Annotated in this window: 16 protein-coding genes; 11 read left to right on the plus strand and 5 right to left on the minus strand. The window is 67.2% G+C overall.

Going from position 1 to position 17,679, the window contains the following annotated elements; all coding sequences use genetic code 11:
• The first annotated feature begins 16 nt into the window (after positions 1-16).
• Positions 17-1,180, plus strand: a complete 1,164-nt coding sequence (locus LL964_RS11835; protein WP_104584259.1) for a PAS domain-containing sensor histidine kinase — start codon at positions 17-19, stop codon at positions 1,178-1,180.
• Positions 1,173-1,541: a response regulator gene (locus LL964_RS11840; RefSeq protein ID WP_104584257.1), complete on the plus strand. Its 369-nt coding sequence runs from the start codon at positions 1,173-1,175 to the stop codon at positions 1,539-1,541. The genes LL964_RS11835 and LL964_RS11840 overlap by 8 nt, the downstream gene beginning before the upstream one ends.
• A 144-nt stretch (positions 1,542-1,685) precedes the next feature.
• Here LL964_RS11840 and LL964_RS11845 read toward each other — a convergent pair whose 3' ends face one another.
• Positions 1,686-3,035, minus strand: coding sequence for a glycoside hydrolase family 16 protein (locus tag LL964_RS11845; RefSeq protein WP_104584255.1), 1,350 nt, complete (start codon positions 3,033-3,035; stop codon positions 1,686-1,688).
• A gap of 488 nt (positions 3,036-3,523) precedes the next feature.
• On the opposite strand from LL964_RS11845, the gene LL964_RS11850 reads away from it, so the two are divergent.
• Positions 3,524-4,573, plus strand: coding sequence for an aldose epimerase family protein (locus LL964_RS11850; protein WP_104584253.1), 1,050 nt, complete (start codon positions 3,524-3,526; stop codon positions 4,571-4,573).
• Positions 4,574-4,610: 37 nt separating this feature from the next.
• Here the strand turns inward: LL964_RS11850 and LL964_RS11855 are convergent, their stop codons facing one another.
• A complete protein-coding gene (locus tag LL964_RS11855) occupies positions 4,611-5,402 on the minus strand; it encodes a cytochrome C assembly family protein (protein ID WP_104584251.1) in 792 nt (263 codons plus the stop codon).
• 161 nt (positions 5,403-5,563) lie between these two features.
• Between LL964_RS11855 and ffh the strand changes: the two genes are divergently transcribed.
• From ffh to rplS, 7 genes are all read left to right on the plus strand, one after another.
• On the plus strand, positions 5,564-6,940 hold the full coding sequence (gene ffh / locus LL964_RS11860; protein ID WP_104584249.1) for a signal recognition particle protein: 1,377 nt from the start codon (positions 5,564-5,566) through the stop codon (positions 6,938-6,940).
• Positions 6,941-7,240: 300 nt separating this feature from the next.
• Positions 7,241-8,317: an NAD(P)H-dependent flavin oxidoreductase gene (locus tag LL964_RS11865; protein WP_104585503.1), complete on the plus strand. Its 1,077-nt coding sequence runs from the start codon at positions 7,241-7,243 to the stop codon at positions 8,315-8,317.
• Complete coding sequence (locus tag LL964_RS11870) at positions 8,308-9,105, plus strand: aminotransferase class IV (protein WP_104585502.1); 798 nt, start codon at positions 8,308-8,310, stop codon at positions 9,103-9,105. Before LL964_RS11865 ends, LL964_RS11870 begins: the two co-directional genes overlap by 10 nt.
• A 108-nt stretch (positions 9,106-9,213) precedes the next feature.
• Positions 9,214-9,474 (plus strand): 30S ribosomal protein S16, encoded by a 261-nt coding sequence (gene rpsP / locus LL964_RS11875; protein WP_104584247.1) that lies wholly within the window; start codon positions 9,214-9,216, stop codon positions 9,472-9,474.
• 42 nt (positions 9,475-9,516) lie between these two features.
• On the plus strand, positions 9,517-10,029 hold the full coding sequence (rimM, locus tag LL964_RS11880) for a ribosome maturation factor RimM (RefSeq protein WP_104584245.1): 513 nt from the start codon (positions 9,517-9,519) through the stop codon (positions 10,027-10,029).
• A gap of 57 nt (positions 10,030-10,086) precedes the next feature.
• Positions 10,087-10,845 carry a tRNA (guanosine(37)-N1)-methyltransferase TrmD gene (gene trmD / locus LL964_RS11885; RefSeq protein ID WP_104584243.1) on the plus strand — a complete coding sequence of 253 codons (759 nt, stop codon included), beginning with the start codon at positions 10,087-10,089 and terminating at the stop codon, positions 10,843-10,845.
• A gap of 144 nt (positions 10,846-10,989) precedes the next feature.
• The gene (gene rplS, locus LL964_RS11890; protein ID WP_003484215.1) at positions 10,990-11,397 is read left to right on the plus strand and encodes a 50S ribosomal protein L19; all 408 of its coding nucleotides are present in this window, start codon (positions 10,990-10,992) and stop codon (positions 11,395-11,397) included.
• 172 nt (positions 11,398-11,569) lie between these two features.
• Here the strand turns inward: rplS and LL964_RS11895 are convergent, their stop codons facing one another.
• Complete coding sequence (locus tag LL964_RS11895) at positions 11,570-13,045, minus strand: MATE family efflux transporter (RefSeq protein WP_104584241.1); 1,476 nt, start codon at positions 13,043-13,045, stop codon at positions 11,570-11,572.
• A gap of 660 nt (positions 13,046-13,705) precedes the next feature.
• On the opposite strand from LL964_RS11895, the gene LL964_RS11900 reads away from it, so the two are divergent.
• A complete protein-coding gene (locus tag LL964_RS11900) occupies positions 13,706-14,113 on the plus strand; it encodes an RNA-binding S4 domain-containing protein (protein ID WP_104584239.1) in 408 nt (135 codons plus the stop codon).
• Between the two features lie 94 nt (positions 14,114-14,207).
• Here LL964_RS11900 and katG read toward each other — a convergent pair whose 3' ends face one another.
• The gene (gene katG, locus LL964_RS11905) at positions 14,208-16,454 is read right to left on the minus strand and encodes a catalase/peroxidase HPI (protein WP_104584237.1); all 2,247 of its coding nucleotides are present in this window, start codon (positions 16,452-16,454) and stop codon (positions 14,208-14,210) included.
• 356 nt (positions 16,455-16,810) lie between these two features.
• Positions 16,811-17,422: a DUF937 domain-containing protein gene (locus LL964_RS11910; protein WP_104584235.1), complete on the minus strand. Its 612-nt coding sequence runs from the start codon at positions 17,420-17,422 to the stop codon at positions 16,811-16,813.
• Between the last annotated feature and the right edge of the window lie 257 nt (positions 17,423-17,679).

Here is a 17,679-nt window from a genome sequence, read left to right on the forward strand (position 1 = left end):
GGGGAAACAGCGTCAGATGGATGCGGAGACGGCCATCGACAACGCGGGGCCGCTGTCGCACGACAGCCGGCAGTGCCGGCTGCTGGTGCAAAGCGTTTCCGATTACGCCATCTACATGCTGGATGTCGGTGGACATGTGCGCAGCTGGAATCCGGGCGGTGAGCGCATCAAGGGCTATCGTGCCGACGAAGTGCTGGGGACGCATTTCTCGCGGTTCTACCTGCCGGAAGACGTGCAGCGCAACACGCCCATGGACAACCTCGAGCAGGCCAGGCGCCTGGGACGTTTGGCCACCGAGGGCTGGCGCCTGCGCAAGGACGGCAGCCGTTTCTGGGCCAGCGTGGTGATCGAGCCGGTGCTGGAATTCGGCGTATTGGTCGGTTTCGCCAAGATCACCCGCGACGTCACCGAACGCCACCAGGCGGAACGGCTGCTGCAACAGGCCCAGCACGCGTTGTCGCAATCGCAGAAGACCGAAGCGCTGGGCAGGCTGACACTGGGCATCGCGCACGACTTCAACAACCTGCTCACGGTGATGGTGACCAGCCTGGACCTGATCGCGCTGCGTGCCGGCGACGATGCGCGCACGCGCATGCTGGTGGAGACAGCGCAGACGGCGGTCGATCGCGGTACGCTGCTGACCCGCCAGTTGCTGTCGTTCGCGCGCGGCCAGCGGCTGGCGCCGGAACGGCGGGCCGCCAACGCGGTGGTGGCGAACGCCCTGGAATTGCTGCGACGCGCGTGCCCGGCCGGAGTCGGCGTGAGTCCGGCGCTGTCGGAGACGCTGCCGGATGTCTGCGTGGATCCCAGCCAGCTGGAATCGGCGCTGCTCAACCTGGTATTCAACAGCTGCGATGCGATGCATTCCGGCGGTGCCATCACGGTGAGTACGTGCGTGCAGCGACGCGTCGCGCCCACGGATCCGCATGGCACCGCACGGCGCTATGTCGGCATCGCAGTGCGCGACGATGGCCCGGGCATGTCGATGCATGTGGCGCAGCGTGCCAGCGAACCGTTTTTCACCACCAAGGACGTGGGCAAGGGCTCCGGCCTGGGATTGAGCCAGGTATTCGGCTTTGCGTCCCAGTCGGGCGGTTTTGCCGAACTCGACTCCGCACCAGGACGCGGCACCACTGTCACCCTGTTTCTCCCGGCCATCGAGGAGGCCGAGCATGATTGAATCCCTGCGCCTGCTGATGGTGGAAGACCAAGAAGAACTGCGCGAGCTGATCGGCGAAGCGCTGCGCGATGCCGGGATCACCGTCGATACCGCCGACGATGGCCACGGCGCATTGCGCATGCTGCGCGAGAGCGGCCCCTACGATGTGGTATTCAGCGACATCCGCATGCCCAACGGCATGTCGGGCATCGAATTGAGCGAACAGGTGGCGCAGTTACTGCCGCAGGCGCGTGTCATCCTGGCCTCGGGCTTCGCGAAGGCCCAGCTGCCGCCCTTGCCGGCGCACGTGGATTTCCTGCCCAAGCCCTATCGGTTGCGCCAGCTCATCGACATGTTGAAGGGCGTGGCGGCCAGCGCCTGATCGCCGGCTGCGGCCCGGGCTGTGACGGTGCATCGGCTGGCCGTGGCGTGGGCATCACCCAGTTCGGGCCAGCGTTGCAGCCAGTACTTATCGCCACCTTCATCCATGCGTCGAAACGCGCGGACAGCACCTGCGCCGCCAGCATCAGCGGCTCTGGTAATACACCTTGTCGATGGCGATCTCCACCGGCGCTGCCGGCGGGTCGGCCACCAGCATGAAGGGTTGTTTCACCGCCTGCAGGTCCAGGTCGTAGAACGCGCTGAACGGAATGTTCACCTCGTGCCAGGCACCGTCGCGCACCAGCCCGTACTGATTGCCGCCAGCCACGAAATCCACCCAGCTGTCGCCGAAACTGGTGTTGATGCCGATCTTGAAGGTGGACGGGGTGGTGGTCTTCAGATGCAGCTTGAGCGCACCGCCCGCATAGGCGGCCAGATTGCGGTAGTCGCTTTGAACGCCCAGCCCGAACCAGCTACCTGCGTTGGCGCGATAGGCCATCACGCTGCGCCCCTCGAACGGCGCCTGCGCGATCGGGGTGAGGTTGTTCCACAGATACAGTTCGGCATCCTGCCCGAAGGTCAGCCGCGCGCTGGTATCGGGTTGCTCGGTGAACACGCCGAACCGTCCCGCAGGGACCGTGTGTTGCGTGCCCACGTACAGCTGCGATCCGGGATTCTGATACAGGCGGATGTAGTCGATCTCCATCCTGCCGGGCAGCGGCGCGGTGACTGCCGCCGCTGAGGTCACGCCGGTATAGGTGCCGCCCACGGCGAGATTGAGCAGCAGATAATGCTGCTGATGGAATTCGTGCAGCGAGGCGCCTTCGATATTGGAGATCGCAAATTCGAAGTACTGCTGTCCGTCGATCGACACGCGCAGGAACTGCGGGTCCCAGGTCAAGCGGTACACATGGAAGTCATCGTGCAGATTCACCGGGTGCGTGTAGCTGGTGTCGTAATCGGCCTGCGACCCGTTGTAGTCCCAGTGCACGGCCGCACCGATGCGGCGATTGGCGGTGCCATTGGCGATTGCCGCGGCCATGCCGGCTTCCATCAGATCGATTTCGCCCCGGCCCGGCCACACGCCGATGGTGCCCAGCATCCAGTACGCCGGCCATAATCCATTGCCGACCACCGGCGTCTTGATACGTGCCTCCAGGGTGCCGTATTTGAAATGCATGCGGCCTTCGGTCTTGAGCCGTGCCGAGGTGAATGGCATGCCCTGGAATGCCTCGCGGCGTGCTTCGATCACCAGCCGGCCATTGACGATGCGCGCGTTCTCCGGGCGGCTGGTGTAGTACTGCATTTCGCCATTGCCCCAGCCGCACAAGCCGATCTGGCAGCCATTACCCACATCGTAGGTCCACTTGTTGCCATCGATGGACGGCCCGTTGAAATTCTCTTCCCATACCAGGGCCTGGCCGTTTGCCTGCGGCATCGATACCGCGCCCAGCACTACCGCCAGCTGCACAGCCACACTGCGTAAGACGTTCATGCGTGCTTCTCCAGGCGCGGGATGAGACCCCGTGGACCAGCGACGCTGCGCAGCTTGTCGTTCAGTGTCAAAGCAATTATTGGGCGCCTTGCTGTTTCGTGTTGTGCATTACGGAATAATCAATCATTGATATGACGTCGGTCGCAAACCTCGACCACCGCATGCTGCGCGGCAGCAGTCCTGACCGCCGCAGGCCTGTGCGTGGAGACACCGCGGGAGAAGCGCGCGCCGCCGAGTGCGGATGCAGTGCGGGAAATTCCGTGTGCGCCCAGGTCCGGTCCGGCGGTGGTGCGCAGCAGGTTCGAACACGCTGACTGCCTGGGCGCCTCCGGCCGCGCGTGAGGGTGCCACCGCATACCTGCTAGCGCTTGCCGTGCCGAGGCGCGGCTGGCGCATCGCTGCAAGGCGCCGGGATGTGCGCCCGGGCATGGTCGGCGTGTATGCGAGGCCGCTATGCTCGCGTGCTTCCAGGAGCGGTGGGGTCATCCATGCAGCGAGTGTTCGGGCAGTTGCCAGACGGGACCGAGGTTCATGCGTTGCGCTTGCGCAGCGATGCAGGGTTGGAGGCAGAGGTGCTGACCTATGGCGGGATCCTGCATGCGCTGCGCCTGACCACTGCACGGGGCGTGGTGCCGCTGGTGCTGAACCTGCCGGATCTGCCCGCCTACGCCGCCGATGGCGACAGCCTCAATATCCTGGTGGGCCGCTTCGGCAATCGCATCGCCGGTGCGCGCTATACGCTGGATGGCGTCACCCACACGCTGGCGGCCAACGAAGGGCGCAATCAGCTGCATGGCGGCTTGCGCGGTTTCGGACGGCGCGTGTGGACGCTGCTGGAGCAGGCGCCCGACCAGGTGGTGCTCGGCTACGATTCGCCCGATGGCGAAGAGGGCTACCCCGGCACTCTGCAGGTGCGGGCACGGCTGGCGCTCCACGGCCACAGCCTGCTGCTGGAGTTCGAGGCGTGGTGCGATGCCGCCACGCCGCTGAACCTGACCCACCACCCGTACTTCAATCTGTCCGGCGACCCGCAGCGGCCCGCCGCGTCGCAAGTGCTGCGGGTGCCGGCGGATCGCTACCTGCCGGTGGACGCCGAATCGATCCCGACCGGCGAGATCGCATCGGTGGCCGGCACGCCGTTCGACTTCCGCACCGCTGCCGCGCTGGCCGGGCGGATCGACCCGGCGCATCCGCAGATCGTGCTCGGCAAGGGCTACGACCAGTGCCTGGTCCTGGCCGATGGCGCGCCGTGCGTGGCCGAGCTGTATTCGCCGCACAGTGGCGTGGCCATGCGCATCGACAGCGATGCGCCGGCAGTACAGCTCTACGAAGGCCAGCATCTGGACGCGCATCATCCCGGGCTGGGCCGCGGCATCTGCCTGGAACCGCAGGACTATCCGGATGCGCCCAACCACCCGCATTTCCCGTCGACCATCCTGCGCCCGGGCGAGGTCTACCGCCGTCGCATCGCCTACCGTTTCGCCTGCCCCGGCCCGGATCTGCCCTGGGATGCGGTCAGCGCCGCGCTGGAGCGCTGAAGCCCGCAGGCGCTCCAGCGCAGCGGCATGCGCGTGCTCAGCGCGGCCCCAGCACCAGTTCGATCACGAACTTGCTGCCGAAGAACGACAGCACCAGCAGCGCCATCGCGGTCAGCGTCCAGTGCACCGCCTTGGTGCCGCGCCAACCGTTGCGCCAGCGGCCGACCAGCAGTGCGCCGAACGCGATCCACGACAGGATGCTGAGCACGGTCTTGTGCAGCAGGCGCTGCGCCAGGAAGTCCTGCACGAACAGCAGGCCGGTCAGCAGGGTCAGGCTCAGCAACACGAAGCCGACCGTGATCGTGCGGAACAGCAGCGTCTCCAGCTCGGTCAGCGGCGGTAGCGCACGCAGCCAGGGGTGGAAGTCGCGTCGCCGCAGCGCCCGTTCCTGCAGCCACAACATGATCGCCAGCAGCGCGGCGATGCCCAGCGTGGCGTAGGCCAGCAGGGCCATCCAGGCGTGCAGCTCCAGCCGCCAGCCCAGGTCTGCGCTGGGTTCGTGTCCGTAGCCGTGATAACAGGCCAGCAGGATCGCCGACAGCGGAAACACCACCACGCCCACCGCCGCCATGCGCCCACGGCCACCGAACACTGCGGTCAGCCCGGCCATGCCCAGCCCGGTGAGCGACAGTGCGGCGAAGAAGTGCATGTCCGGGCCGCCAGCGGTGCGCACGGCCACCAGCACGTGATAGCCGGCGTGCAACGCCACCGCTGCGAGCGCCGGCGCCAGCCAGCCAGCCGGGGTCTGGTTGCCATCGCGCAGGACCGCCCGGGTGAGCAGGGCCGCAGCCAGCAGATACAGAGCGAACGCGATGAGAACGATTGTCATCGTGGAAGTTTCGCATATGGGGGCTGGGATTCGGGATTCGGGATTCGCAGGGGCGAAGGTGACGTGGAAACCGAGTCGGTCGCCAGCCGGTCGGCTGGGACGGGGGCTTGGCCGGTGCCGCTATAATCGACGCCCGTTTCCCCTCACGCGGTCCCTTGCGCATGTTCGAGTCCCTTACCCAACGTCTCTCCGGCACCATGGAGCGCCTGCGCGGCCGCGGTCGCCTGACCGAGGAGAACATCCGCGAAGCCACCCGCGAAGTGCGCATCGCGCTGCTGGAGGCCGACGTTGCGCTGCCGGTGGTGCAGGCGCTGATCGAGCGCATCAAGGTGCGCGCCGTGGGCCAGGAAGTCCTCAAGTCGCTGACCCCGGGCCAGGCGCTGATCAAGGTGGTGCGCGACGAGCTCACTGCGGTGATGGGTGCGGCCGCCAGCGACCTCAATCTCAACGTGCCGGCACCGGCCATCGTGCTGATGGCCGGTCTGCAGGGCGCCGGCAAGACCACCACGGTGGGCAAGCTCGCCAAGCACCTGAAGGAAAAGCGCAAGAAGAAGGTCATGGTGGTCTCGGCCGACGTCTATCGCCCGGCCGCGATCGAGCAGCTCAAGACCCTGGCCGAGCAAGTCGGCGTGCTGTTCTTCGCCTCCGACGCCTCGCAGAAGCCGGTGGACATCGTGCGCGCGGCCATCAGCGATGCGCGCAAGTCGTTCGTGGATGTGCTGCTGGTCGATACCGCCGGCCGCCTGGCGATCGATCAGGCGATGATGGAGGAGATCAAGGCGCTGCACGCCGCGGTCAACCCCACCGAAACCCTGTTCGTGGTCGATGCCATGACCGGCCAGGATGCGGCCAATACCGCCAAGGCCTTCGGCGAGGCGCTGCCACTGACCGGCGTGGTACTGACCAAGACCGACGGCGACGCTCGCGGCGGCGCGGCGCTGAGCGTGCGCTACATCACCGGCAAGCCGATCAAGTTCGTCGGTACCGGCGAGAAGACCGACGGCCTGGACGTGTTCCACCCCGACCGCGTTGCCAGCCGCATCCTGGACATGGGCGACGTGCTGTCGCTGGTGGAGCAGGTCGAGCACAGCGTCGACCAGGAAAAGGCCGCCAAGCTGGCCGCCAAGGTCGCCAAGGGCAAGAAGTTCGACCTCAACGACATGAAGGAACAGCTCGAGCAGATGCAGAACATGGGCGGCATCCATGGGCTGATGGACAAGCTGCCGGGCATGGGCCAGATCCCGGACAACGTCAAGCAACAGGTCACCGGCAAGGAAGTGCCGCGCATGATCGCCATCATCAATTCGATGACCAAGAAGGAGCGCCGCAACCCGGCCTTGCTCAACGGCTCGCGTCGCGCCCGTATCGCACGTGGCTCGGGCATGCAGCCGGCCGACGTCAACAAGCTGATGAAGCAGTACCAGCAGATGGAAAAGATGATGGGCAAGCTGGCCGGCGGCGGCATGAAGGGCCTGATGCGCAACATGAAGGGCATGATGGGCGCCATGGGTGGCCGCGGCGGCATGCCGTTCCGCTGAGTGGGTCTGGCCACTGCGCGCCGTGCCGATTCTCGCGGGCGCGCATGGTCAGCGCCGGCCCGCTGCCGATCGGCTCGGGCGGCGACGCTCAAGGCAATGTCGGTCGGGCGCTACGAGCTGACCAGAGGCAGTCCTTTCTGGGGGGCAAAGTCCCGCAGCTGACCAGGACCGGCCATCGCTGCCGATCCTGGCGCGCCGATCTTGTGCACACGTCTTCGGCAGTACGCGCTGGCGCACGCGTGCGCATCGCCGTCGAGCAGCGCAGTACCATGCGCCATCCGGTCGCTGTCGATGGTGGTGATGAGCAGATCTTCGAACGTGGATGCCTTCCAGCAGCGCTTCGGCCTGCGCCTGCCGATCCTGCTCAGCCCCATGGCGGGGGCCTGCCCGGTGGCGCTGTCGGCGGCGGTCGCCAATGCCGGGGGCATGGGAGCGATGGGCGCGGTATTGTCGCAGCCGCAGGACATCGCGACGTGGATGGCCGGCTTCCGTGCGGCGAGCACGGGCCCGGCACAGGTCAATCTGTGGATTCCCGATCCGGCGCCTGCGCGCGATGCAGCGGCAGAGGCGCGCTTGCGTGGATTTCTCGCGCAGTGGGGGCCGGCGGTGCCCGCGTCGGCAGGCGACGCGGCGCCGGCCGACTTCGATGCGCAGTTCGACGCCTTGCTCGCCGCGCGTCCGGCGGTGGCGTCCTCGATCATGGGCGTGTTCGACCCCGATCAGGTGGCACGCCTGAAGGCGGCCGGCATCGCCTGGTTCGCCTGCGCCACCACCTTGCAGGAGGCGCGCGCGGCACAGGACGCCGGTGCCGATGCGGTGGTCGCCCAGGGGGCGGAGGCCGGCGGCCATCGTGGCGCATTCGAGGCCGGCCAGGCCGAGCGTCAGATGACCGGCCTGTTCGCGCTGTTGCCGCGCCTGGTCGATCACCTGGACATCCCGGTCATCGCCGCCGGTGGGATTGCCGACGCGCGAGGCATCGCAGCGGCGCTGACCCTGGGGGCCAGCGCGGTGCAGATCGGCACCGGCCTGCTGCGTACGCCCGAAGCCGGCGTGCCCAGTGCCTGGGCCCAGGCGCTGGCACAGTCCGAGCCCGAGCACACCTGGCCCACCCGCGCATTTTCCGGCCGGCTGGGTCGTGCGCTGGCAACGCCCTATGTCCAGGCCGCTGCCGCTGCCGGTGCGCCGCCGCCGGCGCCGTACCCGGTGCAGCGCGGCCTGACCGCGCCGATGCGCCAGGCCGCCGCCAGCGATGATCGGCTGGCGGCGATGCAGGCCTGGGCGGGCCAATCGGCCTGGCTGGCACCCGCCCGGCCGGCCGCGGATGTCGTCACGCAGTGGTGGGCGCAGGCGCAGGCGCAGGCGCAGGCATGGCGCTGATGTTCTGCAATGGCGTACCGGCCAGCGCGCAGCAGCTCGCTGCCGCGGCGCTGGTCAACTACGGCCACTTCACCACGCTGCAGGTGCGCAATGGCGCCGCGCTGGGGCTGGATCTGCATCTGCAGCGGCTGCAGGAAGGCAGCCGCGCGCTGTTCGGCCAGGCGCTCGAACCGCAGCAGGTGAGGGCGCAATTGCGCGCCGCGCTGGCGGCATCGGCCACTGCCGATGCCAGCCTGCGCATCACCGTGTTCGCGCCCGATTACGATTTCCGCGATCCCTTGCGCGAGGTCGCGCTGGCGGTGCTGGTCGCCCTGTCGCCGCCGGCCGACATGCCCGAGGCCGGGCTGCGCGTGCAGGTCGTGGACTATGTGCGCGAACGGCCGGAACTCAAGCATGTCGGCACCTTCCCGCTATTGGATCTGCGCCGGCTGGCGCTGCAGGCCGGTCACGACGATGTGCTGCTGCGGGATCGGCAGGGAAGGGTGCTGGAGGGGGCGTTCTGGAATCTGGGCCTGTGGGAGCGCGGCACGCTCGTCTGGCCGCAGGGGCCGGCCCTGCTGGGCACCCGGCAGCAACTGCTGCGGGCGGGTCTGGATGCGCTGGGCGTGGCGCAGGTCAGTCGTGCGGTGGAGTCGAGCGAGCTGGAGCGGTTCGAGGGCGCCTTCGCCTGCAATGCGCGCGGGCAGCAGGCCATCGTGGCGCTGGGGCCGGCACGCTGGACACCGGCCGCGGCACAACTGCCGTTGCTGGCGCGGGCGCTGCAGACCCAGGTCTGGCAGCCGATCTGAGGAGCCCGCGAGACCGGGTATGGTGGCTTGGCTTCGTCGGCGCAGCCCGCTATACTCGCCGGCTTACCGCGCCATTCTGGCGACTGGGCAACTCAGGAAAACGACACCATGGTCAAGATTCGACTGACCCGCGGCGGCGCCAAGAAGCGTCCGTTCTACCACATCATCGTGACCGACGTGCGCAGCGCGCGCGACGGCCGCAACATCGAGCGCGTGGGTTATTACAACCCGGTTGCGCAGGGCGCAGAGCCGCGCGTCGTGCTCGATATCGCGCGTGTCGACCATTGGGTCGGCAATGGTGCGCAGCTGACCGACAAGGTCCGCAACCTGTACCGCGAAGTCTCCAAGTCCCAGGCCGCTGCGGCCTGATCCTGGGGGCCGGGCCTTGCGCCCGGCCCGGAGTCGACCCGGATGAAGCCGACCGAGCGCCGCATCCTGCTGGGCAGGATTGTCGGCGCTTTTGGTGTCAAGGGCGAGCTCAAGCTCGAGTCCTGGACCGAACCGCGCAACGCGATCTTCCGGTACCAGCCGTGGATCGTGCGCTCGCCGGCGGGCCAGGAGTCGGTGGTCAGCGGGGTCCGCGGACGCGATCAGGGCAAGAATCTGATCGCGGTGTTTCCCGAGGTCACCGATCGCGACACGGTCGAAGCCATGCACGGCACCGAGATCTTCGTGGCGCGCAGCGCGCTGCCGCCGCCCAAGCCCGACGAGTACTACTGGGTGGATCTGGAAGGCCTGCGGGTCGAAACCGTGGAAGGGGTCAAGCTGGGTACGGTGTCGCATCTGTTTTCCACCGGGTCCAACGACGTGGTGGTGGTGCGCGGCGATCGCGAGCGGATGATTCCGTTCGTATTGCCGGATTTCGTCAAGTCGGTGGATTTCGAGGCCGATCTGATCGTGGTCGACTGGGACCCGGATTTCTGATCGAAGCCACCCGCTTCGCTCTTGCCTTACCCATTCCCGATTCCCGAATCCCTGCCAGTGCGCATCGACGTCATCAGTCTGTTCCCGGAGTTCATCGCGCAATGCGCGGCGTTCGGCGTGGTCGGGCGGGCGCAGGAGCGTGGGCTGCTGGAACTGCACGGCTGGAATCCACGCGATCATGCGCAGGGCAACTACCGCCGCGTGGACGACCGGCCGTTCGGCGGTGGACCCGGCATGGTGATGCTGATCGAGCCATTGCGCGCCTGCCTGGATGCAGCGCAAGCCGCCGACGCACGTCCGGCGCCGGTGATCTATCTCAGCCCGCAGGGGCGGCCGCTCACGCAGTCGCTGGCACGCGAGCTGGCGCAGCTGCCGCGCATGCTGTTGCTGTGTGGTCGCTACGAAGGCGTGGACGAGCGGTTCTTGAGCCGGGCCGTCGACATGGAGATCTCCATCGGCGACTACGTGTTGTCCGGAGGCGAGTTGGGCGCTGCTGTCCTTGTCGATGTGGTGACGCGGCTGCAGGATGGCGTGCTGAACGACGTCGAGTCCGCCGCGCAAGACAGTTTCGAGGGGCCGCAGGGTCTGCTCGATTGTCCGCACTACAGCCATCCAGCCACGCACGCGTGGGGCGATGTGCCGGAGGTGCTGCGGTCCGGCAACCACGGCGCCATCGCCCGCTGGCGCCGGCAGCAGTCGTTGGGCCGGACCTGGTTGCGTCGCCCGGATCTGCTGGACGAGGCCGGGTTGGACAAGAACGACCGTCGTTTGTTGGACGAGTTTCGCCGCGAACTCGCCCGGAACGACGGAGAATAAGGGCACACCCCTAGCTCTTGCAGATTCGATTGGGGTACAATATGCGGCTTGCTGGCCAGCCTTGCGTCTGGCCCTCCTACGAACCTCGAGCAATCGCCGTGCGGCGACTGCCGGTCCAATATCACCAGACACGCGGTGCCCACCATGAGCAAACTCAACAAGACCATCCTGGCTGACTTCGAAGCCGCCCAGATCCAGCGCAAGCTGCCGGAATTCAACCAGGGCGACACCGTTGTGGTGAACGTCAAGGTGAAGGAAGGCAACCGCGAGCGCGTGCAGGCCTATGAGGGCGTGGTAATCGGTACCAAGAATGCCGGCCTGAACTCCTCCTTCACCGTGCGCAAGATCTCGCACGGCTTCGGCGTCGAGCGCGTGTTCCAGACCCACAGCGCCATCATCGATTCGGTCGAAGTGAAGCGCCGCGGCAAGGTCCGCGCCGGCAAGCTGTACTACCTGCGCGGTCTGGAAGGCAAGGCTGCCCGCATCAAGGAAGATCTGGCCGCTGCTGCACAGGCCAAGGCCGCTCGCCAGGCTGCTGCCAAGGCCGAGTAAGCCACACTGGCGGGTCGACGAACCCGCCACTGTCAGACGGCCGCCTTCGGGCGGCCGTCTGCGTTGTGGGAATCGGGATTGGGGATTGGGGATTGGGGATTCGCCGGTCGTGCGTAGGCGATGCTCATGGGGTCGGCCGGTGTGGCAGCGTGCCGCCTGGTGCCAGCCGATGTCAGCGCTGGCGGGGCTGCGGAACGTCTGCGATCGGCGCGGTATCGGCGACCGGCGAGGCGGGATGTGCGGGCACCTCGGCAGCGGCAGCCAGTTCGGGTGGCGGCGTGGCCGTGGACAGCATGCGGGCCTTGCGCCAGCCGCCCCAGCGGTAGTACGCCAACGACAGCAGCATCGAGCATGCCGAACTGATCGGAAAGCTCCACCACACCGCGTCCGCGCCCAGGTGTGGGAGCAGGACATTGGCCAGTGGCACACGCACGCCCCACAGCGAAAATCCCAGGATCAACAGCGGCGGAATCACCGCGCCGGTGGCGCGCACCACGCCCGACACCACGAAACTCACCCCGAACAGCAGGAACGACCAGATCGCGATGTGGTTGAGGTGCCGTGCGATCTCCAGCGTGGCGCTGCCTTCGGGCAGGAACAACGCCAGGGTCCAGCGGTCGAACACGATCAGCAGCACGATCAGCAGGCCCGTCATCAGGAAGTTGGCGGCGATGCCGGTGCGTGCGACGGCATCCACGCGCGGCCACAGGCCGGCGCCCACGTTCTGGGCCGCCATCGACGAACAGGCTGCGCCCACCGCCATTGCCGGCATCTGCACGTAGTTCCACAGTTGCAATCCCGCACCGAATGCCGCGGAAGTGGCGGTGCCGAATCCGTTGACCAACGACAGCATGGCGATCATCGCCAGCGAGATCATCACCATCTGCAAGCCCATCGGCACGCCTTTGACGATCAGCGCGCGCAGGATGGCGGTGTCGATGCGAAACAGCCGCATGTCGCGCCGCCCCAACCACAGAACGTGGCGTTTCTGGCGCAGATACAGCAACAGCCCTGCCAGTGCGGCGACCTGCGCGATCAGTGTGGCCCAGGCCGAACCGGCAATGCCCAGCGCCGGAAACGGCCCGATGCCGAACAGCAGCAGCGGGTTGAACACGACGTCCAGCACCACCGACAGCAGCAGAAAGCGGAACGGCGTGCGCGCATCGCCGGTGCCGCGCAAGGCCGCCGAAAAGAACGCGAACAGATACAGCGTGGGCATCGCCAGAAAGATCACCCGCAGATAGTCCTCGGCCAGGGCCTGCGATGCAGCAGGCGTGCCCATCGCAGCGAGCAGGTGCGGTGACAGATACCAGCCCAGGAGGGCGATCGCGGCCGAGAGCCCGCCGAAGAAGCTCGCACTGGTGCCCATGACCTTGCGTGCCTGCACGGAGTCGCGTGCGCCCATGGCCTGGCCGATCAGGATGGTGGCCGCCATGCCGATGCCGAACACAGAGCCGGTCAGAAAGAACATGATGCTGTTGGCGTTGGCAGCTGCAGTGAGCGCCGCTTCGCCGAGGTACCGGCCCACCCAGATCGCGTTGATCGAACCATTGAGCGATTGAGCGATGTTGCCTGCCAGGATGGGCAGTGCGAACAAGAACAGGTTCCTGCCGATCGGACCCTCGGTCAGGATGGCGGATTTGGGCATCGCTCGGTGTCGTCGCGCAGGAGCTGCGCACATTAGCACTGCCGGCTGAGATCCGACGCAGTGCCATCCGGTTTGCGCTGCGGGAAGGCGCACCCTCATCCGGCGCTGCGCGCCACCTTCTCCCGCGGGCGGGAGAAGGGCGGTATAAGCAAGGGCTTGCTCGGTTGACGTTGCGTGCGGGCAGACAAGCCCCTCATCCGGCGCTGCGCGCCACCTTCTCCTGCAGGCGGGAGAAGGGCGGTGCAGGCGAGGGCTTGCTCGGTTGACGTTGCGTGCGGGTAGACAAGCCCCTCATCCGGCGCTGCGCGCCACCTTCTCCCGTGGGCGGGAGAAGGGCGGTGCAGGCGAGGGCTTGCTCGGTTGACGTTGCGTGCGGGTAGACAAGCCCCTCGTCCGGCGCTGCGCGCCACCTTCTCCCGCGGGCGGGAGAAGGGTAGTGCTGGCAGGCGATTGCTCGGGTGGCGTGTGGCTGTTCACCGGCATTCTACGTGCGCGCCGCTTCCTTCCCCCGCTTGCGGGGGAAGGTGCCCGCAGGGCGGATGGGGGCTGCGCTGGCCATCGGCCTGGCAATCGACGCCGACTACAACGCTTACTGCCCAGCTTGAGTTCCCGGTGGCTGCCCAAACATCGGTTACCTGATAGATCGAGGCGGCAAGTCGCATGAACCCGGAGCTGGAACAGGGCAAGACGGTCAGGCTGGATGTGTGGCTCTGGGCCGCGCGCTTCTTCAAGACCCGTAGCCTGGCCAAGAACGCGGTGGACACCGGCAAGGTGAACGTGGGCGGCCAGCGCCCCAAGCCCTCGCGCAGCGTGCGCTGCGGCGAGCACCTGCGCATCGATCGTGGCGGCGAAATCTTCGAGATCACGGTGGCCGCACTCAGCGAAGTGCGCGGCCCGGCGCCGGTAGCGCAGGCGCTGTATGTGGAAGGCGAGCCCTCGCGCGAGGCGCGCGCGCAATGGCGACTGCAGCGTGCCGCCGAACGCACCGGTTACCGGGCGCCGGAAGGCAAGCCCGACAAGCGCGCACGGCGTTTGATCAACGCGCTCGGTGACATCGACGCGCTGTAGCGGCGAGTGGTATTGCGACACACGCAAACGCCCCGGTTGTCCGGGGCGTTCGTCGCGCGTGGTTGCTCGAAGCCAACTCAATGGCGACGGCGGGCTACGCCAGGTCGAAACGGTCCAGCTGCATCACCTTGGTCCAGGCCGCGACGAAGTCCTGCACGAACTTTTCCTGTGCATCGGCACTGGCGTAGACCTCGGCCACTGCGCGCAGGATGGAGTTGGAGCCGAACACCAGATCCACCCGCGTGCCGGTCCAGCGATGCTCGCCGGTGTTGCGATCGCGGCCTTCGAACAGCTCCTTCGCGTCGGAAGTGGCCTTCCATTCGGTGCGCATATCGAGCAGGTTGGCGAAGAAGTCGTTGCTCAGCACGCCGGGGCGGTTGGTGAGCACCCCATGCGTGGAACCCTCGGCGTTCGCCCCCAGCACGCGCAGGCCGCCGATCAGCACGGTCAGCTCCGGCGCGCTCAGGGTCAGCAGCTGCGCCTTGTCGATCAGCAGCGCTTCGGCCGGCACCGCATACCGGCGTTTGGCGAAGTTGCGGAAGCCGTCGGCGACCGGTTCCAGCACCGCGAACGATTCCACATCGGTCTGCTCCTGCGAGGCATCGGTACGGCCGGGTGCGAACGGCACGGTCACCTGCTGGCCCGCCGCCTGCGCGGCCTGTTCTACCGCCGCGTTGCCGGCCAGCACGATCAGGTCGGCCAGCGAGATCCGCTTGCCCCCCGACTGCGCAGCGTTGAAGTCGGCCTGGATACGTTCCAGCGTGGCCAGCACCTTGGACAACTGCTCGGGCTGGTTGGCCTGCCAGTCCTTCTGCGGCGCCAGGCGGATGCGTGCGCCGTTGGCGCCGCCACGCTTGTCCGAGCCGCGGAAGGTCGACGCCGACGCCCACGCGGTGGACACCAACTGCGCCACGCTCAGGCCCGAGGACAGAATGGTCTGCTTCAGCGCGGCCGCATCCTGTGCGTCGACCAGCGCGTGGTCCACCGCCGGCACCGGGTCCTGCCACAGCAATTCTTCGGCCGGCACTTCGGGGCCCAGGTAGCGCGAACGCGGGCCCATGTCGCGGTGGGTGAGCTTGAACCAGGCGCGTGCGAAGGCGTCGGCAAACTGCTCCGGGTGCTGGTGGAAACGACGCGAGATCGCTTCGTACGCCGGATCGAAGCGCAGCGCCAGATCGGTGGTCAGCATGGTCGGGCGATGCTTCCTGGATGCATCGTGCGCATCGGGAATGATGGCGTCGGCGTTCCTGGCCACCCACTGGTGCGCGCCGGCCGGGCTCTTGCTCAGTTCCCAGTCGAAGGTGAACAGGTGGTCGAAGAAGTCGTTGCTCCACTGCGCCGGGGTTGTGGTCCAGGTGACTTCCAGGCCGCTGGTGATGGTGTCGGCGCCCTTGCCGCTGCCGTAGCGGTTGTGCCAGCCCAGACCCTGGCTTTCCAGCTCGCCGGCTTCTGGTTCCGCACCGACGTTGTCGGCCGGGGCGGCACCGTGGGTCTTGCCGAAGGTATGGCCGCCGGCGATCAGGGCCACGGTCTCTTCGTCGTTCATGGCCATGCGCGCGAAGGTGTCGCGGATATCGCGCGCGGCGGCCACCGGGTCAGGTTTGCCATCCGGGCCTTCCGGATTGACGTAGATCAGGCCCATCTGCACGGCGGCCAGCGGATTCTCCAGATCACGGGTGTGCGGAACCTCGCTGTCGTCGTCCTTCACCAGCACGCCGTGCGCTTCGTCCACGCCCGGCGAGCCGCGCGAATAGCGATCGTCGCCCCCAAGCCATTTGGTCTCGCGGCCCCAGTACAGATCCTGGTCCGGCTCCCAGGTGTCTTCGCGGCCGCCGGCGAAGCCGAAGGTCTTGAAGCCCATCGATTCCAGCGCGACGTTGCCGGTGAGGATCATCAGGTCGGCCCAGGAGATCGCCTGGCCGTACTTCTGCTTGATCGGCCACAACAAGCGGCGCGCCTTGTCCAGGCTGACGTTGTCCGGCCAGCTGTTCAGCGGCGCGAAACGCTGCTGCCCACGGCCGCCGCCGCCGCGCCCGTCGCCGATGCGGTAGGTGCCGGCGCTATGCCAGGCCATGCGCACGAACAGCGGGCCGTAATGGCCGAAGTCGGCCGGCCACCAGTCCTGCGAATCGGTCATCAGTGCGCGCAATTCCTGCTTCAAGGCTGCCAGATCGATGCGCTTGAACGCGTCGGCATAGTTGAACGCCTGGTCCAGTGGGTTGGACTTGCTCGAATGCTGGCTGAGCAGATCCACGCGCAGTTGCTTGGGCCACCAATCGCGGTTGGTGGTTCCGGTACCGACGACGGCGTGGTTGAACGGGCACTTTGCTTCGGTTGTCATGGCGTTTACCTGTGTGCGTGGGCACTTGGGGAGCAGCATGCCGAACGGCCGGCACGTGCTGAGGACTCGAATTGGCGGGCAATGCTCAGGGCATGGTCATCGGTACACGAAAAGCGAAAACGGTGGCCACGAATGGGGCCGAATGCACCTAGCCGATGCTAGCCGGTGGCGCCGACCACCGGGACAGCGCAGCGAACAACCTGCGCTGGGAACGGTGTAGCGAACGGGCACATGTGCAGGCATAGGCTCACCATAAAGAGCGCTGATCGTTTATTGAATTCGAATTATTCGAACGTATCGATAGCGCGCCGCTATGGATAGCATGCCGGTGCCGGGCGGCATGGCGACGGACGCGTTCAGCGGTTGCCGAACAGGCTGCCGCCCAGCTTCATGACATCGCCCAGGCCCAATTGCCCGTCGCCGTCCCGATCCAGCACGCTGGTCAGCAGGCTGTCGGCGCCGCCAGTGTCGACATGCTGCTGCTCCTGCGCCAAGGCTGGCCCCAACTGGTTGCCGGACGCCGCATCGCCGCCGACGAAACGCTTGGCCAGATACGCCATCACGATGGGAGCCAGCAGTTGCAGCAGTTGGCTGGCCTTGTCGGCTTCGAGCCCGGTGGCCTGGCCGAGTCCGGCGGCCGCCTGCGGTGCCTTCGCGCCGAACAGGTGGCCGACGATGCCGGCGCCATCGGCCTGCGCACCGTTGGCGGTGCCGCCCAGCAGCGAGTCGACCAGGCTGCCGATGTCGGGGCTGCCGGCATGGTCGCGCTGCAGTGCACCCAACAACGCGTCGCTGCCGCCGGCCTGCTGGCTGTTGCGACCCAGAGCGCCCATCAGTAGCGGTAGCGCGGTCTGTACCGCCGATTGCGCCTGGTCGGGCGCGATCCCGAGGCGGCCAGCGAGTTGTTGCAGATACGGGCCCTGCAGCTGCGCGAGGAGTTGCGAGGTGAGCGAATCGGAAGTGGTCATCGGTACCGGTTCCTGTTGAGCGAGCGTTGCGGCAGGGTGCGCCTGCCCAGCGTCCAGAGCAATCGGCGGGGCTGCCGGTTGCCGTTCGCAAGCGGCGCTGGGCTGGGCCGGCGCAGCACGATGCGTGCGCTGGACCAGCTTATCCAGGCATCACGCCGTGGGCGTGCCGCTGGGCAGGGACGTGGGGCGGCATCGCCGGTGCCTGTGGGCGGCGGGAGGGCTACGTTGCGCTGACTTTAGTGTTATAAAGTAACATT

This window comes from Xanthomonas melonis (assembly GCF_020783655.1).
Classification (GTDB): Bacteria; Pseudomonadota; Gammaproteobacteria; order Xanthomonadales; family Xanthomonadaceae; genus Xanthomonas; species Xanthomonas melonis.